At 58.3% G+C, this 23944-nt stretch carries 26 protein-coding genes; 14 read left to right on the top strand and 12 right to left on the bottom strand.

The annotated features are described in order from the left end of the window. The first annotated feature begins 11 nt into the window (after positions 1-11). From M5G26_RS09070 to M5G26_RS09060, 3 genes are all read left to right on the top strand, one after another. The gene (locus M5G26_RS09070) at positions 12-482 is read left to right on the top strand and encodes an arsenate reductase ArsC (RefSeq protein WP_273915079.1); all 471 of its coding nucleotides are present in this window, start codon (positions 12-14) and stop codon (positions 480-482) included. A gap of 12 nt (positions 483-494) precedes the next feature. Further along, complete coding sequence (arsH, locus tag M5G26_RS09065; protein ID WP_273915078.1) at positions 495-1187, top strand: arsenical resistance protein ArsH; 693 nt, start codon at positions 495-497, stop codon at positions 1185-1187. A 155-nt stretch (positions 1188-1342) separates the two neighbouring features. After that, a complete protein-coding gene (locus M5G26_RS09060) occupies positions 1343-2416 on the top strand; it encodes an NAD(P)-dependent alcohol dehydrogenase (protein ID WP_273915077.1) in 1074 nt (357 codons plus the stop codon). 49 nt (positions 2417-2465) lie between these two features. Here M5G26_RS09060 and M5G26_RS09055 read toward each other — a convergent pair whose 3' ends face one another. From M5G26_RS09055 to M5G26_RS09020, 8 genes are all read right to left on the bottom strand, one after another. Further along, positions 2466-3029, bottom strand: a complete 564-nt coding sequence (locus M5G26_RS09055) for a GNAT family N-acetyltransferase (protein ID WP_273915076.1) — start codon at positions 3027-3029, stop codon at positions 2466-2468. Positions 3030-3186: 157 nt separating this feature from the next. Then, positions 3187-4602: an ATP-binding protein gene (locus M5G26_RS09050; protein ID WP_150693519.1), complete on the bottom strand. Its 1416-nt coding sequence runs from the start codon at positions 4600-4602 to the stop codon at positions 3187-3189. Continuing rightward, a complete protein-coding gene (locus tag M5G26_RS09045; RefSeq protein WP_007910671.1) occupies positions 4599-5261 on the bottom strand; it encodes a response regulator in 663 nt (220 codons plus the stop codon). The genes M5G26_RS09050 and M5G26_RS09045 overlap by 4 nt, the downstream gene beginning before the upstream one ends. Positions 5262-5272: 11 nt before the next feature. Then, complete coding sequence (locus M5G26_RS09040; protein WP_273915075.1) at positions 5273-5917, bottom strand: tetratricopeptide repeat protein; 645 nt, start codon at positions 5915-5917, stop codon at positions 5273-5275. After that, a complete protein-coding gene (locus M5G26_RS09035; protein WP_007910689.1) occupies positions 5914-6723 on the bottom strand; it encodes an SDR family oxidoreductase in 810 nt (269 codons plus the stop codon). The genes M5G26_RS09040 and M5G26_RS09035 overlap by 4 nt, the downstream gene beginning before the upstream one ends. Then, on the bottom strand, positions 6710-7384 hold the full coding sequence (locus M5G26_RS09030; RefSeq protein ID WP_273915074.1) for a TenA family transcriptional regulator: 675 nt from the start codon (positions 7382-7384) through the stop codon (positions 6710-6712). The genes M5G26_RS09035 and M5G26_RS09030 overlap by 14 nt, the downstream gene beginning before the upstream one ends. After that, positions 7381-8862, bottom strand: coding sequence for an AMP-binding protein (locus M5G26_RS09025; RefSeq protein WP_273915073.1), 1482 nt, complete (start codon positions 8860-8862; stop codon positions 7381-7383). Before M5G26_RS09025 ends, M5G26_RS09030 begins: the two co-directional genes overlap by 4 nt. After that, on the bottom strand, positions 8852-9529 hold the full coding sequence (locus M5G26_RS09020) for a thermostable hemolysin (RefSeq protein ID WP_273915072.1): 678 nt from the start codon (positions 9527-9529) through the stop codon (positions 8852-8854). The genes M5G26_RS09025 and M5G26_RS09020 overlap by 11 nt, the downstream gene beginning before the upstream one ends. A 209-nt stretch (positions 9530-9738) precedes the next feature. On the opposite strand from M5G26_RS09020, the gene M5G26_RS09015 reads away from it, so the two are divergent. The 8 genes from M5G26_RS09015 (at position 9739) to M5G26_RS08980 (ending at position 15754) form a co-directional block, all read left to right on the top strand. After that, positions 9739-10287, top strand: coding sequence for a cytochrome b (locus tag M5G26_RS09015; protein WP_273915071.1), 549 nt, complete (start codon positions 9739-9741; stop codon positions 10285-10287). Positions 10288-10517: 230 nt separating this feature from the next. Next, positions 10518-10730 carry a DUF4287 domain-containing protein gene (locus M5G26_RS09010; protein WP_034152439.1) on the top strand — a complete coding sequence of 71 codons (213 nt, stop codon included), beginning with the start codon at positions 10518-10520 and terminating at the stop codon, positions 10728-10730. A gap of 13 nt (positions 10731-10743) precedes the next feature. Then, the gene (locus M5G26_RS09005) at positions 10744-11223 is read left to right on the top strand and encodes a GNAT family N-acetyltransferase (RefSeq protein WP_273915070.1); all 480 of its coding nucleotides are present in this window, start codon (positions 10744-10746) and stop codon (positions 11221-11223) included. Positions 11224-11723: 500 nt separating this feature from the next. Continuing rightward, positions 11724-12086 (top strand): DUF6124 family protein, encoded by a 363-nt coding sequence (locus tag M5G26_RS09000; RefSeq protein WP_273915069.1) that lies wholly within the window; start codon positions 11724-11726, stop codon positions 12084-12086. 136 nt (positions 12087-12222) lie between these two features. Then, complete coding sequence (locus tag M5G26_RS08995) at positions 12223-13764, top strand: phospholipase effector Tle1 domain-containing protein (RefSeq protein ID WP_273915068.1); 1542 nt, start codon at positions 12223-12225, stop codon at positions 13762-13764. Then, positions 13764-14420 carry a DUF2931 family protein gene (locus M5G26_RS08990; RefSeq protein ID WP_123593879.1) on the top strand — a complete coding sequence of 219 codons (657 nt, stop codon included), beginning with the start codon at positions 13764-13766 and terminating at the stop codon, positions 14418-14420. The genes M5G26_RS08995 and M5G26_RS08990 overlap by 1 nt, the downstream gene beginning before the upstream one ends. A gap of 10 nt (positions 14421-14430) precedes the next feature. Further along, entirely contained in the window at positions 14431-15087 is a 657-nt protein-coding gene (locus M5G26_RS08985; protein WP_273915067.1) for a DUF2931 family protein, read from the top strand. A 10-nt stretch (positions 15088-15097) separates the two neighbouring features. Further along, positions 15098-15754 (top strand): DUF2931 family protein, encoded by a 657-nt coding sequence (locus tag M5G26_RS08980; RefSeq protein ID WP_273915066.1) that lies wholly within the window; start codon positions 15098-15100, stop codon positions 15752-15754. Positions 15755-16394: 640 nt separating this feature from the next. Here M5G26_RS08980 and M5G26_RS08975 read toward each other — a convergent pair. From M5G26_RS08975 to M5G26_RS08965, 3 genes are all read right to left on the bottom strand, one after another. Continuing rightward, positions 16395-17189 (bottom strand): DUF2971 domain-containing protein, encoded by a 795-nt coding sequence (locus M5G26_RS08975; protein ID WP_273915065.1) that lies wholly within the window; start codon positions 17187-17189, stop codon positions 16395-16397. Positions 17190-17453: 264 nt separating this feature from the next. Further along, complete coding sequence (locus M5G26_RS08970) at positions 17454-18560, bottom strand: DNA alkylation repair protein (RefSeq protein ID WP_273915064.1); 1107 nt, start codon at positions 18558-18560, stop codon at positions 17454-17456. A gap of 2 nt (positions 18561-18562) precedes the next feature. Further along, on the bottom strand, positions 18563-19168 hold the full coding sequence (locus M5G26_RS08965) for a glutathione S-transferase (protein ID WP_273915063.1): 606 nt from the start codon (positions 19166-19168) through the stop codon (positions 18563-18565). 363 nt (positions 19169-19531) lie between these two features. On the opposite strand from M5G26_RS08965, the gene M5G26_RS08960 reads away from it, so the two are divergent. Then, a complete protein-coding gene (locus M5G26_RS08960; RefSeq protein ID WP_273915062.1) occupies positions 19532-20197 on the top strand; it encodes a hypothetical protein in 666 nt (221 codons plus the stop codon). Between the two features lie 153 nt (positions 20198-20350). Here M5G26_RS08960 and M5G26_RS08955 read toward each other — a convergent pair whose 3' ends face one another. Next, positions 20351-21259 carry a MurR/RpiR family transcriptional regulator gene (locus M5G26_RS08955; RefSeq protein ID WP_273915061.1) on the bottom strand — a complete coding sequence of 303 codons (909 nt, stop codon included), beginning with the start codon at positions 21257-21259 and terminating at the stop codon, positions 20351-20353. Positions 21260-21660: 401 nt separating this feature from the next. Here M5G26_RS08955 and M5G26_RS08950 point away from each other — a divergent pair, with 401 nt between their 5' ends. Both M5G26_RS08950 and M5G26_RS08945 read left to right on the top strand, forming a co-directional pair. Continuing rightward, the gene (locus tag M5G26_RS08950; RefSeq protein ID WP_008084239.1) at positions 21661-22065 is read left to right on the top strand and encodes a TraR/DksA family transcriptional regulator; all 405 of its coding nucleotides are present in this window, start codon (positions 21661-21663) and stop codon (positions 22063-22065) included. 228 nt (positions 22066-22293) lie between these two features. Further along, positions 22294-23898, top strand: coding sequence for a methyl-accepting chemotaxis protein (locus M5G26_RS08945; RefSeq protein WP_273915060.1), 1605 nt, complete (start codon positions 22294-22296; stop codon positions 23896-23898). Positions 23899-23944 lie beyond the last annotated feature (46 nt).

Genomic DNA, 23944 nt, shown 5'->3' with positions numbered 1-23944 from the left:
AAGAAAAAATCATGCGAATTCTGTTCATGTGCACGGCCAACAGCTGCCGCAGCATCCTCTCTGAAGCCATGTTCAATCATCTGGCGCGCCCCGGATTCGAGGCCGTGAGTTCCGGAAGTTTCCCCAAGGGCCAAGTGTTGCCACGCAGCCTGTCGACGCTGCAACAGGCAGGCATTGCCATCGATGGCTTGTACAGCAAAGGCAATGACGCGTTCGAAGACAATCCGCCAGACATTGTCATCACCGTCTGCGACAAGGCCGCCGGTGAGAGCTGCCCGGTGTACTTCGGCCCCGCACTCAAAGCCCATTGGGGTCTGGCAGATCCCTCGGATGTGATCGGCGACGATGCCGCCGTGGACGCGGCGTTTGCTGCCACGCTGGCGATCATCGAGCGGCGCTGCGCGACCTTCCTCGGCCTGCCATTTAAAGCACTCAACCGCGCTGAACTACAGCGTGAGCTGGATCGTATCGGCTCTCTCTGAGCTGGAGGACATATGTCAGAACAACTGCCCCATCTTGATCATTCGCTGTTCGAAGGAGCGTCCCCTTTGGGCGAACACAAACCACGCATCCTGCTGCTCTACGGCTCGACCCGCGAACGCTCCTTCAGCCGTTTGCTGGTAGAGGAGGCCGCGCGCCTGCTCGAACACTTCGGCGCCGAAACACGCATCTTCAACCCGTCCGGTCTGCCACTGCCCGACGACGTTCCGGTCGACCATCCCAAAGTGCAGGACCTGCGTGATCTGGTGCTGTGGTCGGAAGGCCAGGTCTGGTGCTCGCCGGAACGCCATGGCGCGATGTCCGCCGTGTTCAAGGCGCAGATCGACTGGATCCCGCTGGAGCTCGGCGCCGTGCGTCCGACCCAGGGTAAAACTCTGGCCGTGATGCAGGTCTGCGGCGGTTCGCAGTCGTTCAACGTGGTCAACCAGTTGCGCGTGTTGGGCCGCTGGATGCGCATGTTCACCATCCCCAACCAATCCTCGGTGCCCAAGGCCTACATGGAATTCGACGACGCCGGACGGATGAAACCGTCGCCGTTCTACGATCGTGTGGTCGATGTGATGGAAGAACTGGTGAAGTTCACCGTGCTGCTGCGCGATCAACAGGCGCATCTGGTCGACCGCTACTCCGAGCGCAAGGAAAGCGCCGAGCAACTGATGGCGCGGGTCAACCAGCGTTCGATTTGAGGCCGTCCCCCGACGAGGGACGGCTGCGTTCACGTGCGGCAACGACGGGTGCAATCCAGCTTTGATTGATGGTGATCAACCTTGTGTCGGTCAGTTCGGCGCAGCCTTGGAAAGGTGCTGAACTCACTGCAAACACCTGCACAGGAGTCTTGACCATGGCCATGATGAAAGCGGCGATATTCGTCGAAAAGAATCGCATCGTGCTGGATGACAAGCCGATCCCCGAGGTTGGTCCGCTGGACGCGCTGGTGCGCATCACCACCACGACGATCTGCGGCACCGACGTGCATATACTGCGCGGCGAGTATCCGGTGGCCAAAGGTTTGACCGTCGGTCACGAACCGGTGGGCGTGATCGAGAAACTTGGCTCACAGGTGCGCGGATTTTTCGAAGGCCAGCGGGTGATCGCCGGCGCGATTACCCCCAGCGGCCAAAGCTACGCCTGCCTGTGTGGCTGCGGCTCCCAGGACGGGCCGGACACTCGCCACGGTTTTCGCGCCACCGGCGGCTGGAAATTCGGCAACATCATCGATGGCTGCCAGGCGGAGTACGTCCTGGTGCCCGATGCCTTGGCCAACCTCTGCCCGATCCCCGGCGGGCTCAGCGACGAACAAGTGCTGATGTGCCCGGACATCATGTCCACCGGGTTCTCCGGCGCCGAACGTGGCGAAGTCAGTATCGGCGACAGCGTTGCGGTGTTCGCGCTGGGGCCGATCGGCCTGTGCGCGGTGGCCGGGGCGCGGCTCAAGGGCGCGAGCGTGATCATTGGCGTCGACGCGGTGGACGAGCGCATGAGCGTCGCGCGGCAGTTGGGCGCGACCCATGTGGTCAATTTCAAGGACGGCGACGTGGTCGAGCAAATCATGGCGTTGACCGACGGGCGCGGCGTAGATGTATCTATCGAAGCCTTGGGCACCCAAGGCACGTTCGAGTCTGCCTTGCGGGTGTTACGCCCGGGCGGGCGCTTGTCGAGTCTGGGGGTTTACGCGTCGGACCTGCGCATTCCCTACGATGCCTTCGCGGCAGGGCTGGGCGATTACAGCATCGTCAGCACCCTGTGCCCCGGCGGCAAGGAACGCATGCGCCGGTTGATGGCGGTGGTGCAAAGCGGTGGCGTCGATCTGTCGCCGCTGGTGACCCACCACTTCAAACTCGACGATATCGAAGCCGCGTATGAACTGTTCGCGCATCAGCGCGATGGGGTGGTGAAGGTGGCAATCACGCCGTGATCGGCAACGCGCCCCGCAACGTTTAAAGGTGCGGGGCGCAGGAATGTCGCTACAGACTCAGGCGATGAATGACCTGGTGGGCATCATCAGGATCGCTGTGGGTTTCAAAGCCCAGCGAACGGGCGAGGTCGCGCATGGCCGTGTTGCTGGCCGAATCCACCGAATACAGATGCTTGAAACCGTTGTGCCGGACAGCCTTGATCAAATGTTCCATCAGCAACGTGGCCAGGCCCAGGTGCATCCACTCATCGGCGACCGTCACGGCGCATTCACAGTCCTGTTCGCCCGTGGCGGCGTAGCGGCTGATGCCGATCTCGATCAATTCGCCATTTTCGTGAACCAGTGCGATGAAGGCCGCGCGTTGTTTGTAATCGACGTCCATCAACTGATCGAGCAACGCGGTGCCCGGCTCACTGATCTGCGCGAGAAAACGCAGGTGTCGGGACTCGGGCGACAAGCGCTTGATAAACGCGTATTCGCGTTGGCGATCCTCGGCGGCCAGGGCACGGATCAAAACGTGGCGGCCATCCCTGAGCGACTCGATCCAGTATTCACCTAGGTGCGCGGCATAGGCCGGCGCCGCGCGGTCATTGTGGTCTTTGACAGTGAGCATGAGATGAGCCTCCATCGGGGCTGAACGAGCAACGCGCAGGAGAGTGCGCTGAGTCTGTTCTACACCGATGTCAGCCCCGGAAGCTGATCTGGATCAGATTCCGACGCGCGGCCACTGTTTTTCAGCGGGCGATGATGCTTCTGTTTCCGCAACAGGCTCAACTCTGCGGCGGTTCGCGGGTGCTGCGTTGCGATGCGGGGCGCGGTTGCCCGTCGGGAATCGACAAAGTCGCACGCAGACCGCCCTCAGCGCGGTTGACCAAAGTGATCCGTCCGCCCAACTGCGTGGCGATGGTGTTGACGATGGTCAGTCCCAGCCCCGCACCGTGGGCATTGCCGCGGCTGTAGAAGCGTTCGAACAAGCGTGCCCGGTCCGTTTCATCAATGCCCGGCCCCTGATCTTCAACGCTCAAGTGATAGAAACCCTCGGCCTGACTGAGCAGTACGGTGATCACGCCGTGTTCGGGGGAGAAGTTCGCAGCATTGGTGATCAGATTGTTCAGGGCAATGTCGATCGTGCCGGGGCTGGCCATGATGTTGAACGGCTGGGCGCTGTCTTCGAAGGCCAATTCCAGGTGCTTGCTCAGCAACCATGGCGTCAGTTGCACCAGGCTGTTGCGCACGGTTTCGCTGAGGTCGATGGGTTGCAGCGGCGGCGGATTGGGTTTCGGCTCCAGGCGCGCCATGGTCAGCAACTGGTTGACCAGGCGACTGGTGCGGTCGACCCCAGCGATCAGAAACGCCAGCGATTCGCGCCGTTCCTGTTCGGTGCCGGCCTCCTGCAGGTTTTGCGCATGCACCCGCAGCACCGCCAGCGGCGTGCGCATTTCGTGGGCGGCATCGGCGATAAAGCGCCGTTCACGGCCGAGCACTTCCTGAATCTGCGCAAGCATGCGGTTCAGCGCTGCCTGCATCGGTTCCAGCTCACTGGGCAGCGGCGCCAGTTGCAACGGTTCCAGCGAACCACTGTGACGGGCGCGCAGAGTTTCGGCCATGTTCGCCAAGGGCTTGAGGCCCCAGCCGATGGCCAGCCAGACCATCGCCGCGAGCAGTAAGCTGCCGACCACATTCGGCCAAAGGGTGTGGCGGACGATGCGGTCGACCAGATCGGCGCGCACATCGTCGCGCTCACCGACCCAGATGCGCAGACCGTTCTGTTTGTCTTCAAGGAGAAAGGCGCGCCAGTGCCGATTGTTCAGATCCACCACATCGCTGAAGCCGGGCTGAGTCGGCGGCGCCCTGAAGGACGGTGCGCTGGCGGTGTGCACCAACACATCACCGGCAGGATTCCACACCTGAAAAGCGATTTTGCGTTCGTACGGATGACCCTCGCCGCGCGGCACCGCTTCGCCCAGCGCCGAGTTGAACGCCTGGTACAGTTCGGCGTGCTGTTTGCTGGCCAGTGGCATACGCATCACGCCTTGCAGCAGGCGCGCGTTCTGCGCCAATTGCGCGTCGTAGACTTCGGCGATTTCGTGGTTGCTGTCGTGCAGGTTGAAGGTGCTGAGCACCGCGAGGCCGGCCAGCAACAGGCCGATGATCAAGGTCAGCGTGCGGCGGCGGATCGAGGTCATCGACGCTCCTCCACCAGATAACCGACACCGCGAATGGTGCGGATCAGGTCGGTGGAAAACTTCTTGCGCAAGTGATGAATGTGCACTTCGAGGGTGTTGCTTTCGGCTTCTTCGTTCCAGCCGTAAAGCAGCTGCATCAGTTGATCGCGGGTCATCACCCGGCCCGGCGGCGATAGCAGTTCGTGCAGCAACTGATATTCCTTCGGCGTCAGGGCCACAGGCTGGCCCTGATAGCTGACTTGCTGGGTGCCGGGGTTGAGGCTGATGCCGGCATGCTCAATCAACGCCTGGGCGCGCCCTGCACTGCGCCGCAACAAGGCGCGCAAGCGTGCCTTGAGTTCGTCCAGATCGAACGGTTTGATCAGGTAGTCGTCGGCCCCGGCGTCGAGCCCGGCGATGCGATCTTCGGTGGCGTCGCGGGCGGTCAGAATCAGCACCGGCAGATTCGAACCGCTGTCGCGCAGGCGGCGCAGCACCTGCAGGCCGTCCATGCGCGGCAGACCGAGATCGAGCACGGCGACATCGAAGGTTTCACTGAGCAGCGCATGCAACGCACTGCTGCCGTCCTTGAGCCAGTCGACGGTGTAACCCTCGCGGCCCAGCGCCTGATGAATGCCTTCACCCAGCGCGACGTCATCCTCAACCAGTAATAAACGCACGCGGACTCCTGTCAGTCGAGTTTCTTGTTCACGTCCACCAGCAGGGCGGCGATCTCTTTGCGGCGACCGGCATCGGCACTTTCCCGGCCCGGGCGCGGCGCGGCTTGCTGGGCTTTGAGCAGCGCAGCTTTGGCTTCAGCGTAGCGCTTCTGACGGTAGAGGTGATCGCCCCAGAAGTACAGGCTGTCGATGCCGTTGGGGTTGAGTTGCAAGGCTTGCTTGAGCAGTTGCTCGGCTTTGTCGCTGTCGCCGAAGCCGATGGGCCAGCCAGGCACCCGGTCATACAATGCGGCGAGGCTGGTGTAGGCCGAGCCTTGCAGGGCTTTGGGGTCGAGGGTCAGGGATTTTTCCAGATCGGCCTTGGCGTCCTTGGCTTTGCCCAAGGCACCGAGACCGCCCTCGGCACCGGCCCAACTGCTGGTGACGATGCCTTTCCAGATCCACGCTTCGGCCACCGCCGGGCGCTTGGTGGTGAACGTGTTGGCCTCGTTGGCCAATTGTTCGAACGCGGCGGCGCGCTGTTTTTCCGCCACTTCATATTGGATGTGCGCCCAGCTCTGCTGGATGCCCTCGAGACGTTGCTGGTCGGCCGGTTCCAGCGCCCAGACGCTTTGACTCAGGGCGGCGAGCAACAGGCATGCGGATAGTTTTTTCATGGCTTTGGCGACTCGTGGTCAGGTTTTTCACTGAGGCGGCGGATCAGCGGCAACTGCTTGCGCAGGCCTCGATCGACCAGATGCGGGAGCAGATTGTTCAGGCGGACGAAGAAGCGTTCCGGCCAGCCCAGGTAGAGGTCGCGACGATCACCGGCAATCGCATGGATCACCGCCGAAGCCACGGTTTGCGGATCGTCGACGTTCGCCTTGAGTGCGTCGTTCAACGCTTGTGCGGCGGCGCTGTTCATCGAGGTGCGCGTGGCGCGCGGCGCGACGTACAGCACGCTGACGCGAGTGTCGGCGAGCTCCCGGCGCAGTGCCTCGGAAAATCCGCGCAAAGCAAACTTGGTCGCACAATAACTGGCGTAACCCGGATAGCCGATCGAGCCGTAGGTCGAGCCGACGTTGACCACCATCGCGCTGTCGGCCTGCTTGAGCAGCGGCAACAGCAGTTTGGTCAGGCACATCGGCGCACTGATATTCACCGCCAGCATCGCGTTGATGTCGCTGTCATCGAGCTGTTCGAGCATGGCGAAGTGATTGACCCCAGCGGCGTTGATCAGCAGGTTGATACCACCGATGGCTTCGGCGGCGACCAGCACTTTGCGTCGGTCGCTGAGGAAGGTCAGGTCGGCGCCGACCCAGCACAACGACTCGGGGTAGCGCTTGAGCAACGGCAGCAGTGCTTCCTGATGCCGCGCCACCGCGAGCACATGGGCACCGGCGGCGCACAAGGTTTCGGCGATGGCCAGGCCGATGCCGCCACTGGCACCGGTCAACACCACTCGCGCATCACGCAGCTGCATGTTGAGCCTCCGCGTCACGCGGCAAGCCACGGAACATGTCGGTGTACAGGCGATAGACGACTTTCGAGGCATGGATCACGGCGGCTTGATCGGCAGGATCTTCCAGCTGATTCATCAGCCGCCGATAGGTCTGCATGTGCTCGATATCGAGCGAACCGTGGGAGCTCAGGTAACTGAACGCCGTTTCCGGCAACGCCAGACGCTCGCGAATGCTGCCCGCCGCGTGGGTGGCCAGGGCGATGCTGGTGCCTTCAAGCACGTTGACCATGCCGAACAGACCGACCGGATTGCCCCGGGCGATCAGGTCGTAAAGGAAGCTGACCATCAACTCGATCGACAACGACGGCTGCCCGTCGCGCACCGCATCACGATCACCGCCACACGCGGCGATGTCGTTGAGCACCCAGTGCTCGTGGCCGTATTCGTCCTCGATGTACTCGGCCACCGCTTTGCGCAGCCATTCCAGACGCGACGGCAGGCGTGCACCGCAAGCCATCATCAGCGGCACGGTGTGGCGCACGTGGTAATACGCTTGCGCGAGAAACGCCCGATAGCTGTCGAGACTGACCTTGCCTTGCAGGGCATCCAGAATGATCGGCAGGTTGAACAGTTCGTGGCGTTCCTGTTGCGTGGCTTCTTGCAGGGTGTCAAAAAAACTCATGATGCGGACTCCTCGGAAACAGCGGATTCGGTCAATTGGTTGTGGTACTGCGCGACGATGGCGTCGCGGCGCGGGCGGCCGTTGGCGGTGAGCAAGCCATTGGCGGCGGTGAAGGGGTGCGGCAGGCGCGTCCACTGATGCACCTGGGCGTAATCGGGCAAAGTCTCGTTGGCTTCGGCGACGGCAGCGGCCAGTTCGGCGTCGGTGCAGTCCGGGCGATGCGGCCAGAGCAGGGCGTGATTGCGCGGCAAGGCTTCGCCGTAAACGAACGCCTGAGCGATGTGACGGCGCTGGGTCAGCTCGGACTCAACCCATTCCGGGTTGACGTTGCGCCCGAAACTGGTGACGAACTGGTGCTTTTTGCGGCCCTTGAGATAGAGAAAACCTTCCGGGTCGAACTCGCCCAGATCGCCGCTCGGCCACCATTCCTCGGCGTACGGCGCGTCGCCCAGATAACCGAGCAGCGTCGAGCCCTTGATCAGCACTTCGCCGTCCTCGGCCAGCCGCACTTCAACATGCGGCAGCGGTCGGCCGACGCTGCCGGGGCGGCGCGCACCGGGGCGATTGAGGCACACCACCGAGGCGCATTCGGACAAGCCGTAACCTTCATAAACCGGCAGCCCGACCCGTTGTGCACGGTGCAGCAGATCCTCCGAGACCCGCGCACCACCGACAGCGGCAAAGCGTAGGGTTTGCGGGTCGAAGGCTTTCTGCTCGGCGGCGCTGACCAGTAACAGCAGCAACTGCGGCACCAGGATCAGACTCTCCGGTGCACGGCTGGCCAGATAACCGAGCAGACGCGGAATCTCGACGCCGCTAGCGCCCTGAATGCCGAGGGTTTTCTGGCTCGGCAAACTCAACATGGCGCCGGCATACAGCGCGGCGTAACAGCCGAGGTTCTCCAGCAGAATCGCCAACGGCAACAGCGCCAGATGATGCTGCGGACCGGTCACTTCGCTGGCCTGATGCAGCTCCCGTGCCACCCGCAGCAGGCTCTCGGCGCTCAGGCACACACCTTTCGGCGTGCCGGTGGTGCCGGAAGTGAAGGTGAGTTTCGCGGTGCCGACCGGCATACGATTCGGGCCACTGAACGAACGGCACCAGAACTCGCCACGTTGTTCATAGCCGGCCGCGAGCAGTTCGGCGACCAGCTCCGGCTCGGCGATTACCCGTTCGGCCTGGCTCTGTTCCAGACAATGAGCACGTTGCGCCGCACTGAAAAACGGCGGCAGCGTCACGCAGGTCAGGCCTTCAAACAGCACGGCCAGATCCCAGAGCATCGCGTCGACGCCGTTGTCCAACGCCAGCGCAATCACCTGCGCTTGCTCATCGCGCAAACGCTCCTGGCGATACAACACTTCGGCGTACAGCGTGGCGTAATCGAGTTTCAGCGTGTCGCCCCACAGGGCCGTCGCGTTGTCATTGCGCCGGGCATGGTCGCGCAGGGTTTCCTGGAAGCGTTGCAGTTCAAGCGACATGACAGGCTCCTTCAATCGAGCCCGGCAAACCCAAGCGGGTAAACAGGCCGATATCGCGCAAATGGACGAACCCCGCACGGATGTTGCCGACGTGTACCCAAGGTTTACTTTCGTAATAACTGCCCCAGTGTTGACGCTCGTCACCCAATCGATCCGGATCAGCGGCGCACAATGTCACTGGCTTCAAACCCAGGCGATGGAAGCTGTTGACCAGCCCGATGTTGCCGGTGAACGTCACCCATTCCAGTCCACCCATGGCCAGCAGGTAGGTGATGGCGATGATGCTCAGGCGCGCGCTGCCGGTGTCGCTGGCGGCGAGGTTGCCGACTTCGACGATGGCGCTGCGCTCGACCGGACGATCTGCCGCCGCGCTGATCAACGGCTCGATCGGCTCATCCAGATAGCGCTCAAGGAACAGTGATTCCAGATGCGCGCGACGCACCCCGGCCACGGCGCACAATTCGCCGTCGCCGTTGTGCATGCCGAACAGCTCGGGCATGAAATGGCGAATGTCGGCGCCGTGGGCCTTGCGAAAGCGTTGCTGGATAAAGCTTTCAAACGTCGCTCGCAGAGTGTCGTCGGGCAGCGCGCCGGTCAGTGTCATCTGCGGTGTTTCGGCTTGACCGAAGCGCAGGGGCAGGGCGATGTTCCAGTCAAAATCGGGCATGGGCAGAACGCCTCCCTCAATAGGTTTGAGGCGAGTATCGGAGGCATTTCTTAACGAAGTCTGAAGGTGAAAAAAGGTTAACGTGAGGGTCTGTCTTCAGACTCTCTTAAGACTGGGCGGGCAGGGTAACGCCGTCGGTTCGCCCAACAACCGGAGCGAGGCGGTCGAACGAATCGACCGTCACTCACGACAATCACGAGGCGCAGCTTATGACCCGCGACACCGCCGTAACCCGTTACGGAAAACTCTCAATCACCCTGCACTGGCTGATGCTGGCGCTGTTTATCGGCGTCTACGCCTGCGTCGAAATCAAGGGCTACCTGCCCAAGGGCAGCGAAGCGCGCGGCTTGCTGATGGGCTTCCACGGCCTGTTCGGCGCGAGCATCTTCGCCCTGGTGTGGATCCGCCTGCTCGGCCGCCTCACGCCACGCCCACCGATCACGCCCAAACCCCCAGCGTGGCAGACCGGCATCGCGCACCTGACACACCTGGCGCTGTACGGCCTGATGATCGCCACACCAATCCTCGCCTGGCTGATGCTCGCCGCCGCCGACAAACCGTTCCCGTACTTCGGCTTCCACGTCCCGGCACCCGTGGCCATCGACCCGGACTTCGCCAAACAACTGAAGTACTGGCATGAACTGATTGGCAGCACCGGGTACTGGCTGATCGGGCTGCACGCGCTGGCGGGGTTGTTCCACCATTATTGGGTGCGGGATAACACCCTCGTGCGGATGCTGCCGGGCCGCACCGAATAACCCTGATCCACTACAACCCCTGTGGGAGCGAGCCTGCTCGCGAAAGCGGTGTGTCAGCCTCTGATGATGTTGGCTGACACGGCCTCTTCGCGAGCCGGCTCGCTCCCACAGTTTTTTGTGGTGTCTGGCAGAGCGGGGCAGTTGCCGGAATCGCACTTCGCGTCCACTCTATGACCTGCCGACAAGGAGCGTCCGCCGACCCTCCGTCGTGACCACAGGGAGCTTGCAGCATGAGCGAAGACAACAAGGTAAAAGGCCCGGCGTCGTACTTCCCCTCCATCGAGAAAAAATACGGCCAGCCCATCGATCACTGGCTAAACCTGCTCGCCGGCATCAGCGACAAGAAGCACATGGAACTGGTGGCATGGCTCAAGGAAGAACACGGCATGGGCCACGGTCATGCCAACGCCCTGGTCGCGCATCATCTGGCGGGTAAAAAGTGAGGGCAGGGCAGCGATGAATTTCTCCCACCGACCAGTGACGGCCGACGACGTCAACACCCTCTGCGGCTTTCCCCAAGGCGAACAAGAGCTGTTCTTCATGTTCCCGAAAGCCAACTTCCCGCTGACGGAAGAACAGATGCACAGCGCAATCAGCCAGCGCTTCGACTCCACGGCTTTTCTGGCCAACGGCGAGTTCGTCGGCTTCGCCAATTTCTACCGCGCTGAGCACGACGGCATCTGCTGCATCGGCAACGTCATCGTCGCGCCCTACGCCCGAGGCCAAGGTGTTGCGCGATACATCGTCGAAACCATGACCGCAGTGGGCTTCGAAAAGTACCAGGCCAAGGAAGTGCAACTGTCCTGCTTCAACGAAAACACCGCAGGCCTGCTGCTTTACCCAAAACTCGGCTTCGTGCCGTTCTCCATCGAAGAACGCCCGGCGCCGGGTGGCAAACGTTCAGCGCTGATCAACATGACGCGCCGCCGACCATAGTCATCCCCAATCCCTGTGGGAGCCGGGCTTGCCCGCGATGACGCCAGCCCGGCCGCCGCGAACCTCAAGCCCAACACAAAACTTGTGGGAGCGAGCCTGCTCGCGAAGTCGCCCACCCAGTCACCCCATCAACCACTGACCGAAATAAACAGTAAAAACCACCACTGTTTAAACGAAGCCTCAAGTAACCACCGAAACCCTACAACGCCTTGCGCCGTTACCTACGACTAAGCCAGAATCCGCCGGCTTGTGCGTCTAGCTCGCGGGTTCTATCGTCTGTCGGTCGCTGAAAACAGCGATCGGGTTTGGTAGCCCGGTGTTAGATGTACAGCTCCACCATCGCCGAAACTTTTTCGTTTCGAATTTATGGTGGTCATGTGCAGGGCGTCCTAGGGCGCGCCGGATCCTAACACCCGGTCTACCAACCTGCGCATGGCCGCCACCCTTCGTTTGGTAGCGAAAGGGTGAAGCCTCCTCTAAATGTGTTAGGAGCTTCATCTATGTTCAAACCAACACCCAACCCACCAGAAACCGACCCCACATCCCCCTACGAATCCCCCGATTCCAAGCGATTCCACGAAGCCGCCGAACGCGCCCTCGACCACTACCTCAAACCCGCCAGCCAAATCATGGCCAGCACCCAACAACCCGAACGCATGTACCTCGCCAACCCGAAGTACAACAGCGAATCCCTGCTCGCCAACGCCAGCGAAACCCTCGGCTCCGCCAGCGAAATGCTCCTCAACTTCGCCGCCATGCTCGACACCCCCCACCGCAAAACCGCACTGGGCATCGCCCAAGTCGTGATGCTCGGCGAAATCGCCGTCAACCAAGCGCTGGATAACGTCGAAATCGCCAGCTAACCCCCACCCCGACGAGGGGAAACCCTCGTCGCACCCCGCGGTCACACCCTGGCTGGCACACGGCCACGGCTTGCGCCCCCCAGCCCCGGCTGTCACCCTTCGGGCCGTTCTCAAGGATCAGAACCAGGAATCACGGATGAGTGGCTACGTACCCAACCCCCCGAAAAATTTTCGTTACGAAGAAGCCAAACCCGTCGATATTCACGCCCAGCGTTGGGCGGAATATGAGAAACACGGGAAAGAACCTGCGCGCGAACCTGAGAAAATCGGGATCGCGTTGAGGATTGGGGTTTTCTTTGATGGCACTGGGAATAATGCGAACAACACGGCGGCTGGATTGCTGTGTGGGGCTCAGCATCCGATTGCGCCGGAAGATATTCCGGCTAGTTGTCAGCCCTATATGGGGGATCCAGACAGCAGTTATGGCGCTGGCGCGACCAATGTAAAGAAGCTTGCCGACCTGTATTACGAAGCTCCGATTGCTGAAGGAGAGGGACCGATAAAGCAGGTATCCCGCCCTTTGTACATTGAAGGCATTGGTACTCAATCCAATGAAGAAGACAGTTTGGTCGGTCAAGGCATGGGGCGTGGAGAGACAGGAGTCGCAGGGCGTGTTCAGACTTCGTTTACCTTCATCAAACAAGTCCTTGAGGATGCCCTTCAAGAGAATCCGGACAGCGAAATTACATCGATCACCTTTGATACTTTCGGATTCAGTCGAGGCGCAGCGGCAGCTCGCCATTTCTCAAATGAAATCGTAAGAGGCAAGCAGGGGCCGCTTAGGGATCTATTGGCCACTTACGCCAATAATTTCTCCCGGACCTTTGTCGACCAGTACGGTGGCAGCATCCGAATGGGCTTCATTGGGCTGTTCGATACAGTGCCGTCAATTGCTGGCTTCACAAATTTTGGCAGGGTGAAAAGCCCCATAGCACCGGGCATAAAACTGTACCTTGATCCGCGCTTTTTCAAGGACGTCGTCCACTTGGTTGCTCGCGACGAATGTCGGGCCAACTTCGCCCTCAGTAAAGTTAAACCCGACTATCCAGAATACGCATTTCCAGGTGTCCACTCGGATATCGGGGGCAGCTACCTCGATGAAGTCGAAGAGTGTGTTTTGGTCAGTCCCATGCAAACGCTTGATGTTTGGAGCAACACTGACGTGAAAACAACCTCGATCTATCAGGATGCCGCTCGGGTAAAAAGTCAGTGGGTAGCCAAAGGCTGGCCTGCTCATCTTTTGGAAATCGTAACGCCCACTGCGCTTGCTTTGCCGGCCGATCCGCAAGATCGTTTCGGGCCTAAGCAAAAACGCGTATACGCTGGGCTACAACTCAAACGCCCGGTTAGTGGCAAACTCTCAACGGTTTACTTGAGAGTGATGTATCAGTTGGCCAAAGAAAAAGGTGTCCCGTTCACCGACATTCCTGGACGAACCGAGTATGCCGTTCCCCAGGAACTGCAATCGCTCTGTGACAGGTTCATCGCCGGCGACTACAGCACCACCGCAGAAGAAGAGCAATTGCTGAAACTGAAATACATCCACACCTCTGCCAACTGGAATCACCCGCAAGGGAGACGTGACGGCAGCGGTTTGAGAGCCGTTTACATCAATGCACCCACGGACGATGGCATTCGCGTGCAGCATCCTCACGTAGCTGATTGGAAGCTTTGGTAATGAGAATACTCGTAGCTCTATTGAGCGTTTTGGCCTTCACAGGCTGTCACGCAACAAGCTCCAACTCAGGTGAAAATGATCCCAAATACCCGTGGTGGGAGCTGGCGTTCATCAAACCCAATTTCATGAACGTGTGGGTTGAAGACAGCTCTGTGGAAGACATTGACGGTAAGACCTTTCTGCGAGCAGGGGGAGGGAACGCCAGCGGTGCAGAGCCGAATGACGACAAAGAATCGGCGCGCGGTTGGATAGGTGTTGGTGGTACAGGCAAACCGGTTATTGGGGCAGGGCTACCTAAGCGGATCTTTGTCCGCTGGCAATCGATTCCAGAGCAAAAAACTTACCGGGCGTGGGTAGATATCCCTGAAGAAGCCAGGCAAGTGATGGTGACGTCTACCCATCAGCGCTGCCCGGAAACTCCCGAGAAAACAGCACGCTTCATGGCCTCCGTCTATTTGGGACTCGCCCCGGGTGGTGTGGTGCAAGTGTGGGTAAGAGATTTATGCCGTCGCCCAGTCAAAGTCGCTCGTGCCCAGGCTGAGTTGGAGCCGCTGGGGCCCGAGTTGGGTAAAAATGGTGGTCAGTATGCTTATCCCATCAGTGAAAAGGCCAAGCGGTATATCGACAAGTACGGCATTCCCTATGGGAGTTGGTAATCGTCGCCCGATGAAACAACTGATAACGATGCTTGTTGCTTTGTTAATTATCGGTTGCCAGTCAACTGATCCGCTTTCCACAAAAAATGATCCTAGGTCTCCATGGTGGGAGCTCGCGTTCACCGAGCCTAATTACATGAAGGTTTGGGTAGAGGACACTGCAGTGCAAGACATCAAGGGCGAGACGTTCTTGCGCACTGGTGGAGGATCCGCCTCAGGTGGCCAACCGGAAGACGGCACAGACTCTGCCCGTGGTTGGCATGGCGTGGGAAGCACAGGAAAAGCTGTTGTTGGTGCTGATCTTCCCAAACGGATCTATGTCCGTTGGCAATCCATTACTGAACCGCAAACGTATAAGGTCTGGGTCGAAATTCCAGAGGAAGCCAGACAACTCATGCTTGAGTCCGTCAACCAGCGCTGTGCAAAAACACCTGAACAAAAGGGGCGTTATAACGCGTCTATCCACTTGGGCCTGGCGCCCGGTGGTGTCGTGCAAGTCTGGGTCAGAGACTCATGCCACCATCCTGTCAATGTCGCCAGAGCACAGGCGGAGATCGAACCGCTAGGGCCTAGTCAAGGCAAAAACCAAGGACGCTACGCGTATCCCGTCAGCGAAAAGTCCAAGCGGTATATCGAGAAATTTGGCATCCCTTACGGGAGTTGGTAACCGTCCGCCGATGAAGCAAATCATATTAATGTTGAGTGTTTTACTGGTAGCTGGATGCCAGGCTACCGACCCATTTTCAGCCGAGAACGATCCGAGATCCGATTGGTGGGGACTGGCCTTCACTGAACCGGCTTACATGAAGGTTTGGGTAGAAGACAGCACAGTTCTGGACATCAAAAACATGACGTTTTTCAAGGCGGGCGGGAGAACCGCTGCCGGAGGTGAACCAGAAGATGGCACAGAGTCTGCCCGAGGTTGGGGTACTGTCAGTGGTTCCGGTATGCCGGTAATCGGTGCCGATCTTCCCAAACTCATCTTCGTCCGTTGGCAGTCCATATCAGAGCAGAAGACCTACAAGGGATTCATCGGAATCCCAGAATCAGCCAGGCAATTGATGGTGGACTCAACGCACCGACGTTGCCCAGAAACTCCTGAAAGAGCTGCACGATATATGGCCTCTCTGTACGTGGGGCTAGCCCCGGGCGGTGTATTACAAGCTTGGGTCAGAGACTCATGCCACCGCCCGGTCCAAGTCGCTCATGCCCAAGGTGAAGTTGAGCCGCTAGGCCCGGAGCAGGGCAAGCACGGTGGGCGCTATGCATACCCAGTGAGTGAAAAGGCAAAGCAGTACATCGAGAAGTACGGTATCCCTTATGGTAGTTGGTGAGTAGCGTGCTTCTGACCTCCAGCCTCACCCTGAATGAAGCGCCTCACGAGGCTGTTCTCGTACGCCACCTGAGCGTCGCAACACGTTTAGTTGGCGTTAGTCGGATCATGGAAATTCATTTTGAGAATTGTAAACACTACACGCTTCGATGATGTCGACCACGACGCGGGGTATGAGTACCGTGGTTTCAACTACGTGATTCGGAATGAAATGGATGAGTTTCACGTCAGAATTTACGATAGTGATCCTGGCAAGGTAACGGTAGTACGTCCGACCTCTATGTATGAAAACTGCAATCTCAGAGTTCTTGTATGCTTTTTACAATCCAAACTTGGTGCGTCCTCGATCTCCGTCTATAAGATAGAAGTAGGGGCATATGAAGAGATAGATCTCAACGGGTTGATCTTCAAAAAATAAATCTGTCCCGATTTTTACTTTTCAGTCCGAGGCGAGCGACATTAAACGATCGACGCCTGTAGGTCAGTTCTGGCAGAATCGGGCCAGAAACGCACGCTTGCCAATAGTCGCTGACGCATCTGTTAGATTTAAGTTTTTCTGCACCCCGTGATGCGCCTTTGAAATTTTGAGCGATCCAATAAAACTAGTTTTAACAGTGAATGTAAGAGTCGTGCTAGAAAATTTAAATATTCGATTCTAATGCCGAGTAAATTGGTGTTAGGTCAGAAATCAACGTTGACTGTCTAACCTTGTTCTCAAACCCGAATAATGTAGCAACCGCGTTAGTAGCCTTGACGTACGCGTCGCCACAAAACGGGGAGACAATAATTTCATCGATCATTGAAGCGCAATCTATTGGGGCTAAGTACGATTTATATGTGCTTGGATCGTCAATTTTCGCATCTTTGATTTGCGTATAAGCTCTGACCTCTCTTTCGTGAGCATAGGAATGCCTCTTGTAAATAGGATCGAGAAGTACATTTTCAGCATGTGCGGTCATCACAACCTCATAATCCTCTCGCGTGGTTTTGGCGTAATTGACGTACACTACTCTTGCAATTTTTCCATGAAATTCGTTACCCAATGCTTTTGCAAGCTTCTCTACAGTTGTGCGGATTGCAATCGCCTTTCCGGTGTCACCGTATATCTTCCACATTGCTTCTGACTCTTCGTCGCCTTGATACCAGCAAGAAACTACTCGCGAGTGAAAGATTCTCTGAGCAAATACTTTTAAGTTATTTAGGTCTTGCGCCTTACTAGCGTCATGCGACAAATACATGGCGGGTGGACAGTGTTTCTTGACTTGTTTAAGTACGGCAGGCGGGGGATACCCCTCATATGGATCGCTCTCACTATATGAGCTCAAACCAGTCATAAATAAAGCTTTATCATCTAATATGTTAATAAGGCGATCTAGAGTCATGTAGCGCCAGATGGTTTCTTTGCCCGTTAAGTCATCTACTAGAGTCGCTGGCATTTTTCCTCCAAGAAGTAATAGTTATATTATTAAAAGATCAGCGCAAGCGTGTTGATGCACGCTCTCCACCAGCATTGTCTTTCATGTGTCCAACCAGAGTCTCGAAACCGATTGTGAGTATACAGCCTGTAATTTTTATCTAAATGACATCTTATAAGAGCTGAGTGAAAATAGTTTTTGACGGTCGGCTAAGTGCCGAAGCCGCCCGATGCGCAATTCTCTATGACTCCGAGTACTGCCAGATCAACGAATCCATACACAGCCTCATCCAGCAACAATGTCAAACGCAGCGCTACCCAAAACCTCCCCATTAACCATCACCCGAACCCCATGCCGCCCCTCAAAATGCTTCCGAGTCGTAAAATCCTTAATCACCTGCCGCCTCCCCACAACCACACTCTCAAACCCCGGCAACACCACCGTCTTCAACTTAAAAACCTTCCCCGAAACCCCGCCATTCGCCTTCACATAGTCAATCGCATAATCAATCACCAACCGCTGCTCATGCGCCACCGTCGACTTCACCACAAACGACAACGTAATCGCTTCCCCCAATCTCACCACCGCCGGCTCAACCCGCACATCCAACAACTCAACCTCAGCCTTCGCCCCGGCACCAATCACCGTCAACGCCCGAAAATCCCCCTGCTTGATCAAACTCCGCAACGCATGCTTGGCAATCCAGGCCGTGTGCTTGTTCTCCAGCGACCAACCTTCGATCGTGTCCAACACCCACTCCGGATGCACCTTCGTCACATCATTCAAATGATTCGCCACGGACTTGCGCACATACAAACTCTCATCCGCCTTCAGCCGATCGAGTATCCCGGCGGCCAACTGCGGATCGGCCTGAACCGCTTCCAACCGAAACGACCAAGGCAGGCGAGGGCGGCTGCCTTCGCTGGCGAGGCGTCGAACGTGGTGGTTTTCGTCGCGGGTCCAGTCGTGCATCCGTTCCAGCGAGCGTTCGAGGTCGCTGCGCAGAAAGTGGCGGATGGCGAATTCGGAGGAGCCGAAGGTGGTGAAATACTTCAGGGCGTCCATGGAGGTGTCGAACGCATGCCCGCCGTAGCTCGCGACGTAGTGCGGCAGGCACATGCTGACGAATCCGCTGTTCAGCCTTGGCGCGAGTTCACGCAATACATCGAGGGAATCTTGGTAATCCAGCGGCAACACGGCGTGCAGGCTTTCACTGACACGCGCCATGCGTTGCATCACTGATAATTCAGCGAGTCCGTCCTGGGCGTGTTTGAGAAACGCTTTGGCCTTGAACGCCGGGTACACGGCGCTCATTTCGCTGGCGATGTGCTGCAAGCGCTCGGCGTTGAAGATTTCCTTTAACGCCGGGGCGGCGGTGTCGGTGGTGCTCATGGTCAGGTCATCGGGGTGCTGACGAACGCTTCGAGGGTTTCGGCGTAGGCGGTGTATTGGGCGATGTGGGCGTAGCGGCGGGTGTCGATCTGGTCGGGAACAACGAGGTCGGTGAAGCTCCAGGCGACGGCGAGGCTGATGCCGGCCTGGGTGAGGGTGCCGTCGGTGGGCAGGCCGGTTTTTTCCAGTTCTTGCTCGAGGGCGGTGAACGCGGCGGCGAGTTGGCCTTCGACGCGTTCGACCCATGGCTGGTATTGAATGTCGGCCGGGCGCAGGTTGCGTTCGTAATAAAGCTGCACGGCTTTTTCGCAGGCAGCGAGGCTGAGGCCGATCAGGCGCAGGGCGTGGGCGCGTTGTTTCAGATCGGTCGGCAGCAGACTTTTGCCGGAACTGGCTTCGAGGTAGTCGAGGATGAGGGTCGAGTCCATCAGGACCACGCCGTCGTCGAGGATCAGCGTGGGCGCTTTGACCACCGGGTTGATCTGCTGGAATTGCTCGAAGTGGCGGAACACCGAGACCGACTCGTGTTCGAGGTCGATGCCAAGGCGTTTGGCGGAGATCGCCACGCGGCGCACGTAAGGGGAGTCCAGCATGCCGATCAGTTTCATGACGCGTTCCTTCAAGTCAAACCGGTGGGAAGGCATAACCTAGCTGACGTTGAGGCAATTGTCAGTCGTCGAAGCCGGGTTGTTTACGTATCTCATCGACTTTCTGCCAGTGGACAGTCCACCTGCGACAAAACATGGCCTGGTACAAACATGACGGTGGCGGGGCGCTGATCCGGTATCCCAAACGCAATAGTTTTCGAGGCGGTATATATATCTACCGCACGTGATGAAATCCGTTTGCCGACAATTACTCCATGAAAACACCTGATCTCGCGAAGGAGGCAACGCTGTTTGTTGTACTTGCAGATCAGGTGCGATGCCTCTTTTTCAAATGGCCCAATGGCAAATCATCGGAGCAATACAATGGCAACTCTACGCAGAAAAACACCTGGCGAGCTCAACCCCTATTTACTGGGCGACACACCCTGCTGCCTCGGATTCTCTCAGCAAGCACCCACCGCAAGATTTACAGGCGCGGGCTCTGTATATCTGGTTCATCTCGCGGCAGGTGCGTCGTTGGAAATCGCGACAACAGGCACTTGGCCTGAAACGGGAAAGAGTCGGATATCGACCTGGGAGTTTGACGCTACTTCACTGGGAAACATCGATGTGAGGTTGGAAGGAAACAAACTGAAAATTGGAACATGTACAGTTTGTCTGCTTGATTACGACCCCGAGAAAACCTTTACAGACCGAGTACGCGTCATTACCGCAACGGGCTTGATCAAGGTTGTTGATCTTGCTCTCCGGACAATCTGTTTCGATGGTTTCGATGGCAGGTTTTTCTCGGCGCCAGATGCCACTCTAGACACCTTGCCTCATGCATTTGTCCATTTTGCGGACAAAGTCGTGAATGTTCAGTACGTCGGCCATGGTGACAGTACGAAACCAGTCAAATACAGCTTCCCGGAGCGGCATTGGCTGGTGGGTGATGACGTTATCGATTTTGCACAGTTGACGGTCCAAAGCCGTTGCAGCCATCAAATACCGTATCCAATAGCGGAGCGCTTCTCCTTGCCGCCGATCTAACCATCAGTTCAATCCTCGCCTGCTGGTTTCCGTGGAGGTGTCCAGGCATTTGGCGGAAATCGCCACGCGGCGCACGGACTTGGAGTTCAGTGTGCCGATCTGTTCTAGTCAAACCGGTGGGAAGGCATAACCTGGCCGACGCTGAGGCAATTGTCAGTCGTCGAAGCCAGGTTGTTCGTGAATCTCATCGACATTCAGTTCCAGCCGATACGCCACCGCCACAAACAACGCCTGACACAAACACAACGTCGCACTGAGCGAACGAAAGGCGAGGGCGCTGCCTTCGTTGACCAGCAATACGCTGTTGGCGAGTTTTGCCAGTGGCGAGAGGTGGCTGTCGGTGAGGATCAGGGTTTTGGCCTGTTGCTGGCGGGCGAAGCGCAGGCAATGCTGGGTTTCCTTGGCGTAGGGCACGAAGCTGATGGCGATGACCAGGTCATTCGCGCGCACGCTGCGCATCTGCTCTCGATAACTGCCGCCGAGCCCGGACACCAGATGAATTTTTTTCTGAGTGTGTTGCAAGTTGTAAACGAGGTAGTCGGCGACGGCGAAGGAGCGGCGCACGCCGACGACGTAGATATTGTCGGCGTTGATGATCAGGTCGACGGCTTTTTCGAACGCGACGTCATCGAGTTCGCGGCCCAGGCGTTCGATGCCGGAGCGCGTGGCGTCGATGCATTCGCGCGCGAGGTCGCCGACGCTGGCTTGCTGCGACTGGTTGGCGATCATGCTGCGGATGCGTTGCTGGTAGTTTTGCACCGGCGAGGCTTTGTGCGTGTAGGCGCTGCGGAACAACGCCTGCATTTCGCTGAAGCCGCTGAAACCGAAGCGTTGCGAGAAGCGCACGATGGCGGACGGGTGGACTTCGCACTCGCGGGCGATGTCGCTGATGCGGTCGACCATGATCCGGTCGCTCTGCTGGCTGATGTAGCTGGCGATGCGTTTAAGCTGGCGCGGCAGGGCGTCGTATTCGTCGGTGATCAGTTGCAGCAGGCGCTCGGCATTGATCGGGGGGCTGGCGAGTGAAACCTCGTCGGTGGCCGGCAGATCGGGGCGGGGCATAGGTCATCCTTAAGGCTGTTTGATCACACGGTGGGCCTGATAGTAGTGGTGCTATTCCGGGTTTGCTTTGCTGAAACGATGCAGTGCGTGGTAAAAAATCGCGTCTGAACGCTGCGCGGTTAGCCGTTTGTCTTCTATATACAGCCGCTCGACTGAATTTCTTGCTATAAACGCACTCCGATGGCCGTGTGAACCCTGTGTCAGAGCAGTTTCCGGACGTTGTCGGACAAATTCCCTGTATTTACAGTTGCTGAGGCCTCATTCGGGCCTTAGACTGCCGCCCCTCGTAAATTGAGTGCCGGGTGGCATTTGCAATAAACGATGCCTTTTCGCCGACCGCACGCGGTTCGCCGAAACGCTCCCTAATTCGCCTTAATGCACGTTTTTTTATAGAGATATCAATGACAAAGGACAAGTTGCTGGCCATGCCGGCAGATGACTACATGAATTCCGAGCAGCACGCTTTCTTCACTGAGCTGTTGCAGAACATGAAAGTCGAAACCCACGAGCGCATTGAGCAAAATCGTATCGCCATCGAAAGCCTGGACACCCCGGCTGACCCGGCGGACGCGGCTTCGGTTGAAGAAGAGCGCACTTGGCTGGTAAACGCGATCGATCGCGACCAGCGCATGCTGCCACAACTGGAACAAGCCCTTGAGCGCATCAAGGAAGACAGCTTTGGCTGGTGCGATGACAGCGGCGAGGCCATTGGCCTGAAACGCCTGCTGATCAGCCCGACCACCAAGTACTGCATCGAAGCTCAAGAGCGTCACGAGCAGATCGATAAGCACCAGCGTCAGGCCTGATTCTGTGAGGTGACCCTTTCGATAGGGGCGCCTTGAAAAGATCGCAGCCTTCGGCAGCTCCCACATGGGCGTTGCTGGAGGCTGCGATCTTTGTTTTTGCTCGTCTGCAATAATCCCGAGCCGTTCCATTGACCTGCCACAGACCCCACGACTAACGGACCATGGATAATGGCGTTGTAGTGGCGTTTAATGCAGTCACAACAATGAGAACAAGCGTGGGGTGTTGATATGACGAGAGATGGATCTCTGGTTGGGGCTTTGCCTGCACCAGTGCTTTTGCCGAAAAACCGCTGGATCGCACCGACCCTGCAAAGCATCGCCCTGATGCTGTTGCTGGCCGGCATGACGCTGGGTGAATGGTCGCTGTACATTGGCATGCCGCTGGCGGTGCTGATTGTCTGGCTGCCGCGCCTGCGCTCCCGCGCTATCCCCGATGCCCAGCCTGCCGATACCGGCAGCGCAATGTCCGACCTGACCCGCGACCTTTCCTACACCACCAGTCATAACGCGTTGTCGGCAGCCGGCGTGGCGTTTTCGGTCAAGGAACTGGCGAGCAAACTCGAATCGCAACTCGATGCGGCGGCGCAGATCGTCAGCAATGCCGAGGTGATGATCGCGACCGAACACGCCACTTCACAACTCAGCCGTGCCGCGCTTGAAGCTGCGAGTCAGGCGCATCACAGCAGCGCAGCGGGGCGTACGGAGCTGGTGGATTCGATCTCGCGCATGCATCAGCTCAGTCAGCGCGCCAATGCCAGCCGTGAATTGATCGAAGCCTTGAGTGTGCGCAGCGATGATATTCAGCGCGTGACGCTGGTGATTCAGTCGATTGCCAGCCAGACCAATCTGCTCGCATTGAACGCGGCGATCGAAGCGGCGCGGGCCGGTGAGCATGGTCGCGGTTTTGCCGTGGTGGCGGACGAAGTTCGCGGATTGGCGGCGCGCACCGCTTCGGCGACCGGTGAAGTGGGTGAGATGGTCGCTGACATTCAACAACGCACGGCGCAGGTAGTGGAGCAGATTCGCGAGTTGTCGAGTGATCTGCAGACCGGTGTCGAGCAGGTCGAGCACACCGGCCAGCATCTGGAGAACATCGCGCGATTGGCCGCCGGGGTGGAAACTCAGGTCGGTGAAATCGCCCAAGGTGCGGAAACCAATCGCGAACAACTCGACAGCCTGTTCAAGGCGATCGAGCAGATGCGTAGCGATCTGGCGATCAGCGATCAACAGACTCGCCGCCTCGCTGAAGCCGCAGTGCAAATGGAAGGGCAGGCGGAAACCATCAGCGAACGCTTGGCTGAAGTCGGGCTGGATGACTATCACCAGCGTATCTACGATCTGGCCCGCGAAGGGGCCAGTCAGATTGCTGCGCGGTTCGAGGCGGATGTCGAGCAGGGCAGGATCAGCCTTGAGGACCTGTTTGATCGCCAGTATCAGCCGATACCGAATACGCAGCCGGCGAAATTTCAAACCCGTTTCGACCGTTACACCGATCAGGTGCTGCCGACGATTCAGGAGCCATTGTTGCCGCGTCACGAGGGGCTGGTGTTCGCCATCGCCTGTACACAGCAGGGTTATGTGCCGACGCACAATCAGCTGTTCAGTCAGCCGTTGACCGGCGATGCGCAGGTCGACGCGGTGAACAATCGCACCAAACGCAAGTTCGCGGATCGCACCGGTATTCGCTGCGGCAGCCATCAGCAACCGGTGTTATTGCAGACCTACACCCGCGACACCGGTGAACTGATGCATGACCTGTCGGTGCCGATCATGATCAAGGGCCGGCACTGGGGGGGATTGCGTCTGGGTTATAAGCCGGAAAAGCCGCGTTGAGGGATTGTTACTTCCGATGCAATGAATCTGTGCAGGGAGCTTGCTG

Origin of the sequence: Pseudomonas sp. TNT2022 ID642 (assembly GCF_028656995.1) — a bacterium.
GTDB lineage: Bacteria > Pseudomonadota > Gammaproteobacteria > Pseudomonadales > Pseudomonadaceae > Aquipseudomonas.
Note: the sequence above shows the minus strand (reverse complement) of the source record. Positions and strands in the feature narration are given on the sequence as shown.

Coding starts and splice junctions, on each gene's coding strand:
- M5G26_RS09070 (WP_273915079.1), top strand. CDS start 12: ATGCGAATTCTGTTCATGTGCACGGCCAACAGCTGCCGCAGCATCCTC.
- arsH (WP_273915078.1), top strand. CDS start 495: ATGTCAGAACAACTGCCCCATCTTGATCATTCGCTGTTCGAAGGAGCG.
- M5G26_RS09060 (WP_273915077.1), top strand. CDS start 1,343: ATGGCCATGATGAAAGCGGCGATATTCGTCGAAAAGAATCGCATCGTG.
- M5G26_RS09055 (WP_273915076.1), bottom strand. CDS start 3,029: ATGCTCACTGTCAAAGACCACAATGACCGCGCGGCGCCGGCCTATGCC.
- M5G26_RS09050 (WP_150693519.1), bottom strand. CDS start 4,602: ATGACCTCGATCCGCCGCCGCACGCTGACCTTGATCATCGGCCTGTTG.
- M5G26_RS09040 (WP_273915075.1), bottom strand. CDS start 5,917: ATGAAAAAACTATCCGCATGCCTGTTGCTCGCCGCCCTGAGTCAAAGC.
- M5G26_RS09035 (WP_007910689.1), bottom strand. CDS start 6,723: ATGCAGCTGCGTGATGCGCGAGTGGTGTTGACCGGTGCCAGTGGCGGC.
- M5G26_RS09030 (WP_273915074.1), bottom strand. CDS start 7,384: ATGAGTTTTTTTGACACCCTGCAAGAAGCCACGCAACAGGAACGCCAC.
- M5G26_RS09025 (WP_273915073.1), bottom strand. CDS start 8,862: ATGTCGCTTGAACTGCAACGCTTCCAGGAAACCCTGCGCGACCATGCC.
- M5G26_RS09020 (WP_273915072.1), bottom strand. CDS start 9,529: ATGCCCGATTTTGACTGGAACATCGCCCTGCCCCTGCGCTTCGGTCAA.
- M5G26_RS09015 (WP_273915071.1), top strand. CDS start 9,739: ATGACCCGCGACACCGCCGTAACCCGTTACGGAAAACTCTCAATCACC.
- M5G26_RS09010 (WP_034152439.1), top strand. CDS start 10,518: ATGAGCGAAGACAACAAGGTAAAAGGCCCGGCGTCGTACTTCCCCTCC.
- M5G26_RS09005 (WP_273915070.1), top strand. CDS start 10,744: ATGAATTTCTCCCACCGACCAGTGACGGCCGACGACGTCAACACCCTC.
- M5G26_RS09000 (WP_273915069.1), top strand. CDS start 11,724: ATGTTCAAACCAACACCCAACCCACCAGAAACCGACCCCACATCCCCC.
- M5G26_RS08995 (WP_273915068.1), top strand. CDS start 12,223: ATGAGTGGCTACGTACCCAACCCCCCGAAAAATTTTCGTTACGAAGAA.
- M5G26_RS08990 (WP_123593879.1), top strand. CDS start 13,764: ATGAGAATACTCGTAGCTCTATTGAGCGTTTTGGCCTTCACAGGCTGT.
- M5G26_RS08985 (WP_273915067.1), top strand. CDS start 14,431: ATGAAACAACTGATAACGATGCTTGTTGCTTTGTTAATTATCGGTTGC.
- M5G26_RS08980 (WP_273915066.1), top strand. CDS start 15,098: ATGAAGCAAATCATATTAATGTTGAGTGTTTTACTGGTAGCTGGATGC.
- M5G26_RS08975 (WP_273915065.1), bottom strand. CDS start 17,189: ATGCCAGCGACTCTAGTAGATGACTTAACGGGCAAAGAAACCATCTGG.
- M5G26_RS08970 (WP_273915064.1), bottom strand. CDS start 18,560: ATGAGCACCACCGACACCGCCGCCCCGGCGTTAAAGGAAATCTTCAAC.
- M5G26_RS08965 (WP_273915063.1), bottom strand. CDS start 19,168: ATGAAACTGATCGGCATGCTGGACTCCCCTTACGTGCGCCGCGTGGCG.
- M5G26_RS08960 (WP_273915062.1), top strand. CDS start 19,532: ATGGCAACTCTACGCAGAAAAACACCTGGCGAGCTCAACCCCTATTTA.
- M5G26_RS08955 (WP_273915061.1), bottom strand. CDS start 21,259: ATGCCCCGCCCCGATCTGCCGGCCACCGACGAGGTTTCACTCGCCAGC.
- M5G26_RS08950 (WP_008084239.1), top strand. CDS start 21,661: ATGACAAAGGACAAGTTGCTGGCCATGCCGGCAGATGACTACATGAAT.
- M5G26_RS08945 (WP_273915060.1), top strand. CDS start 22,294: ATGACGAGAGATGGATCTCTGGTTGGGGCTTTGCCTGCACCAGTGCTT.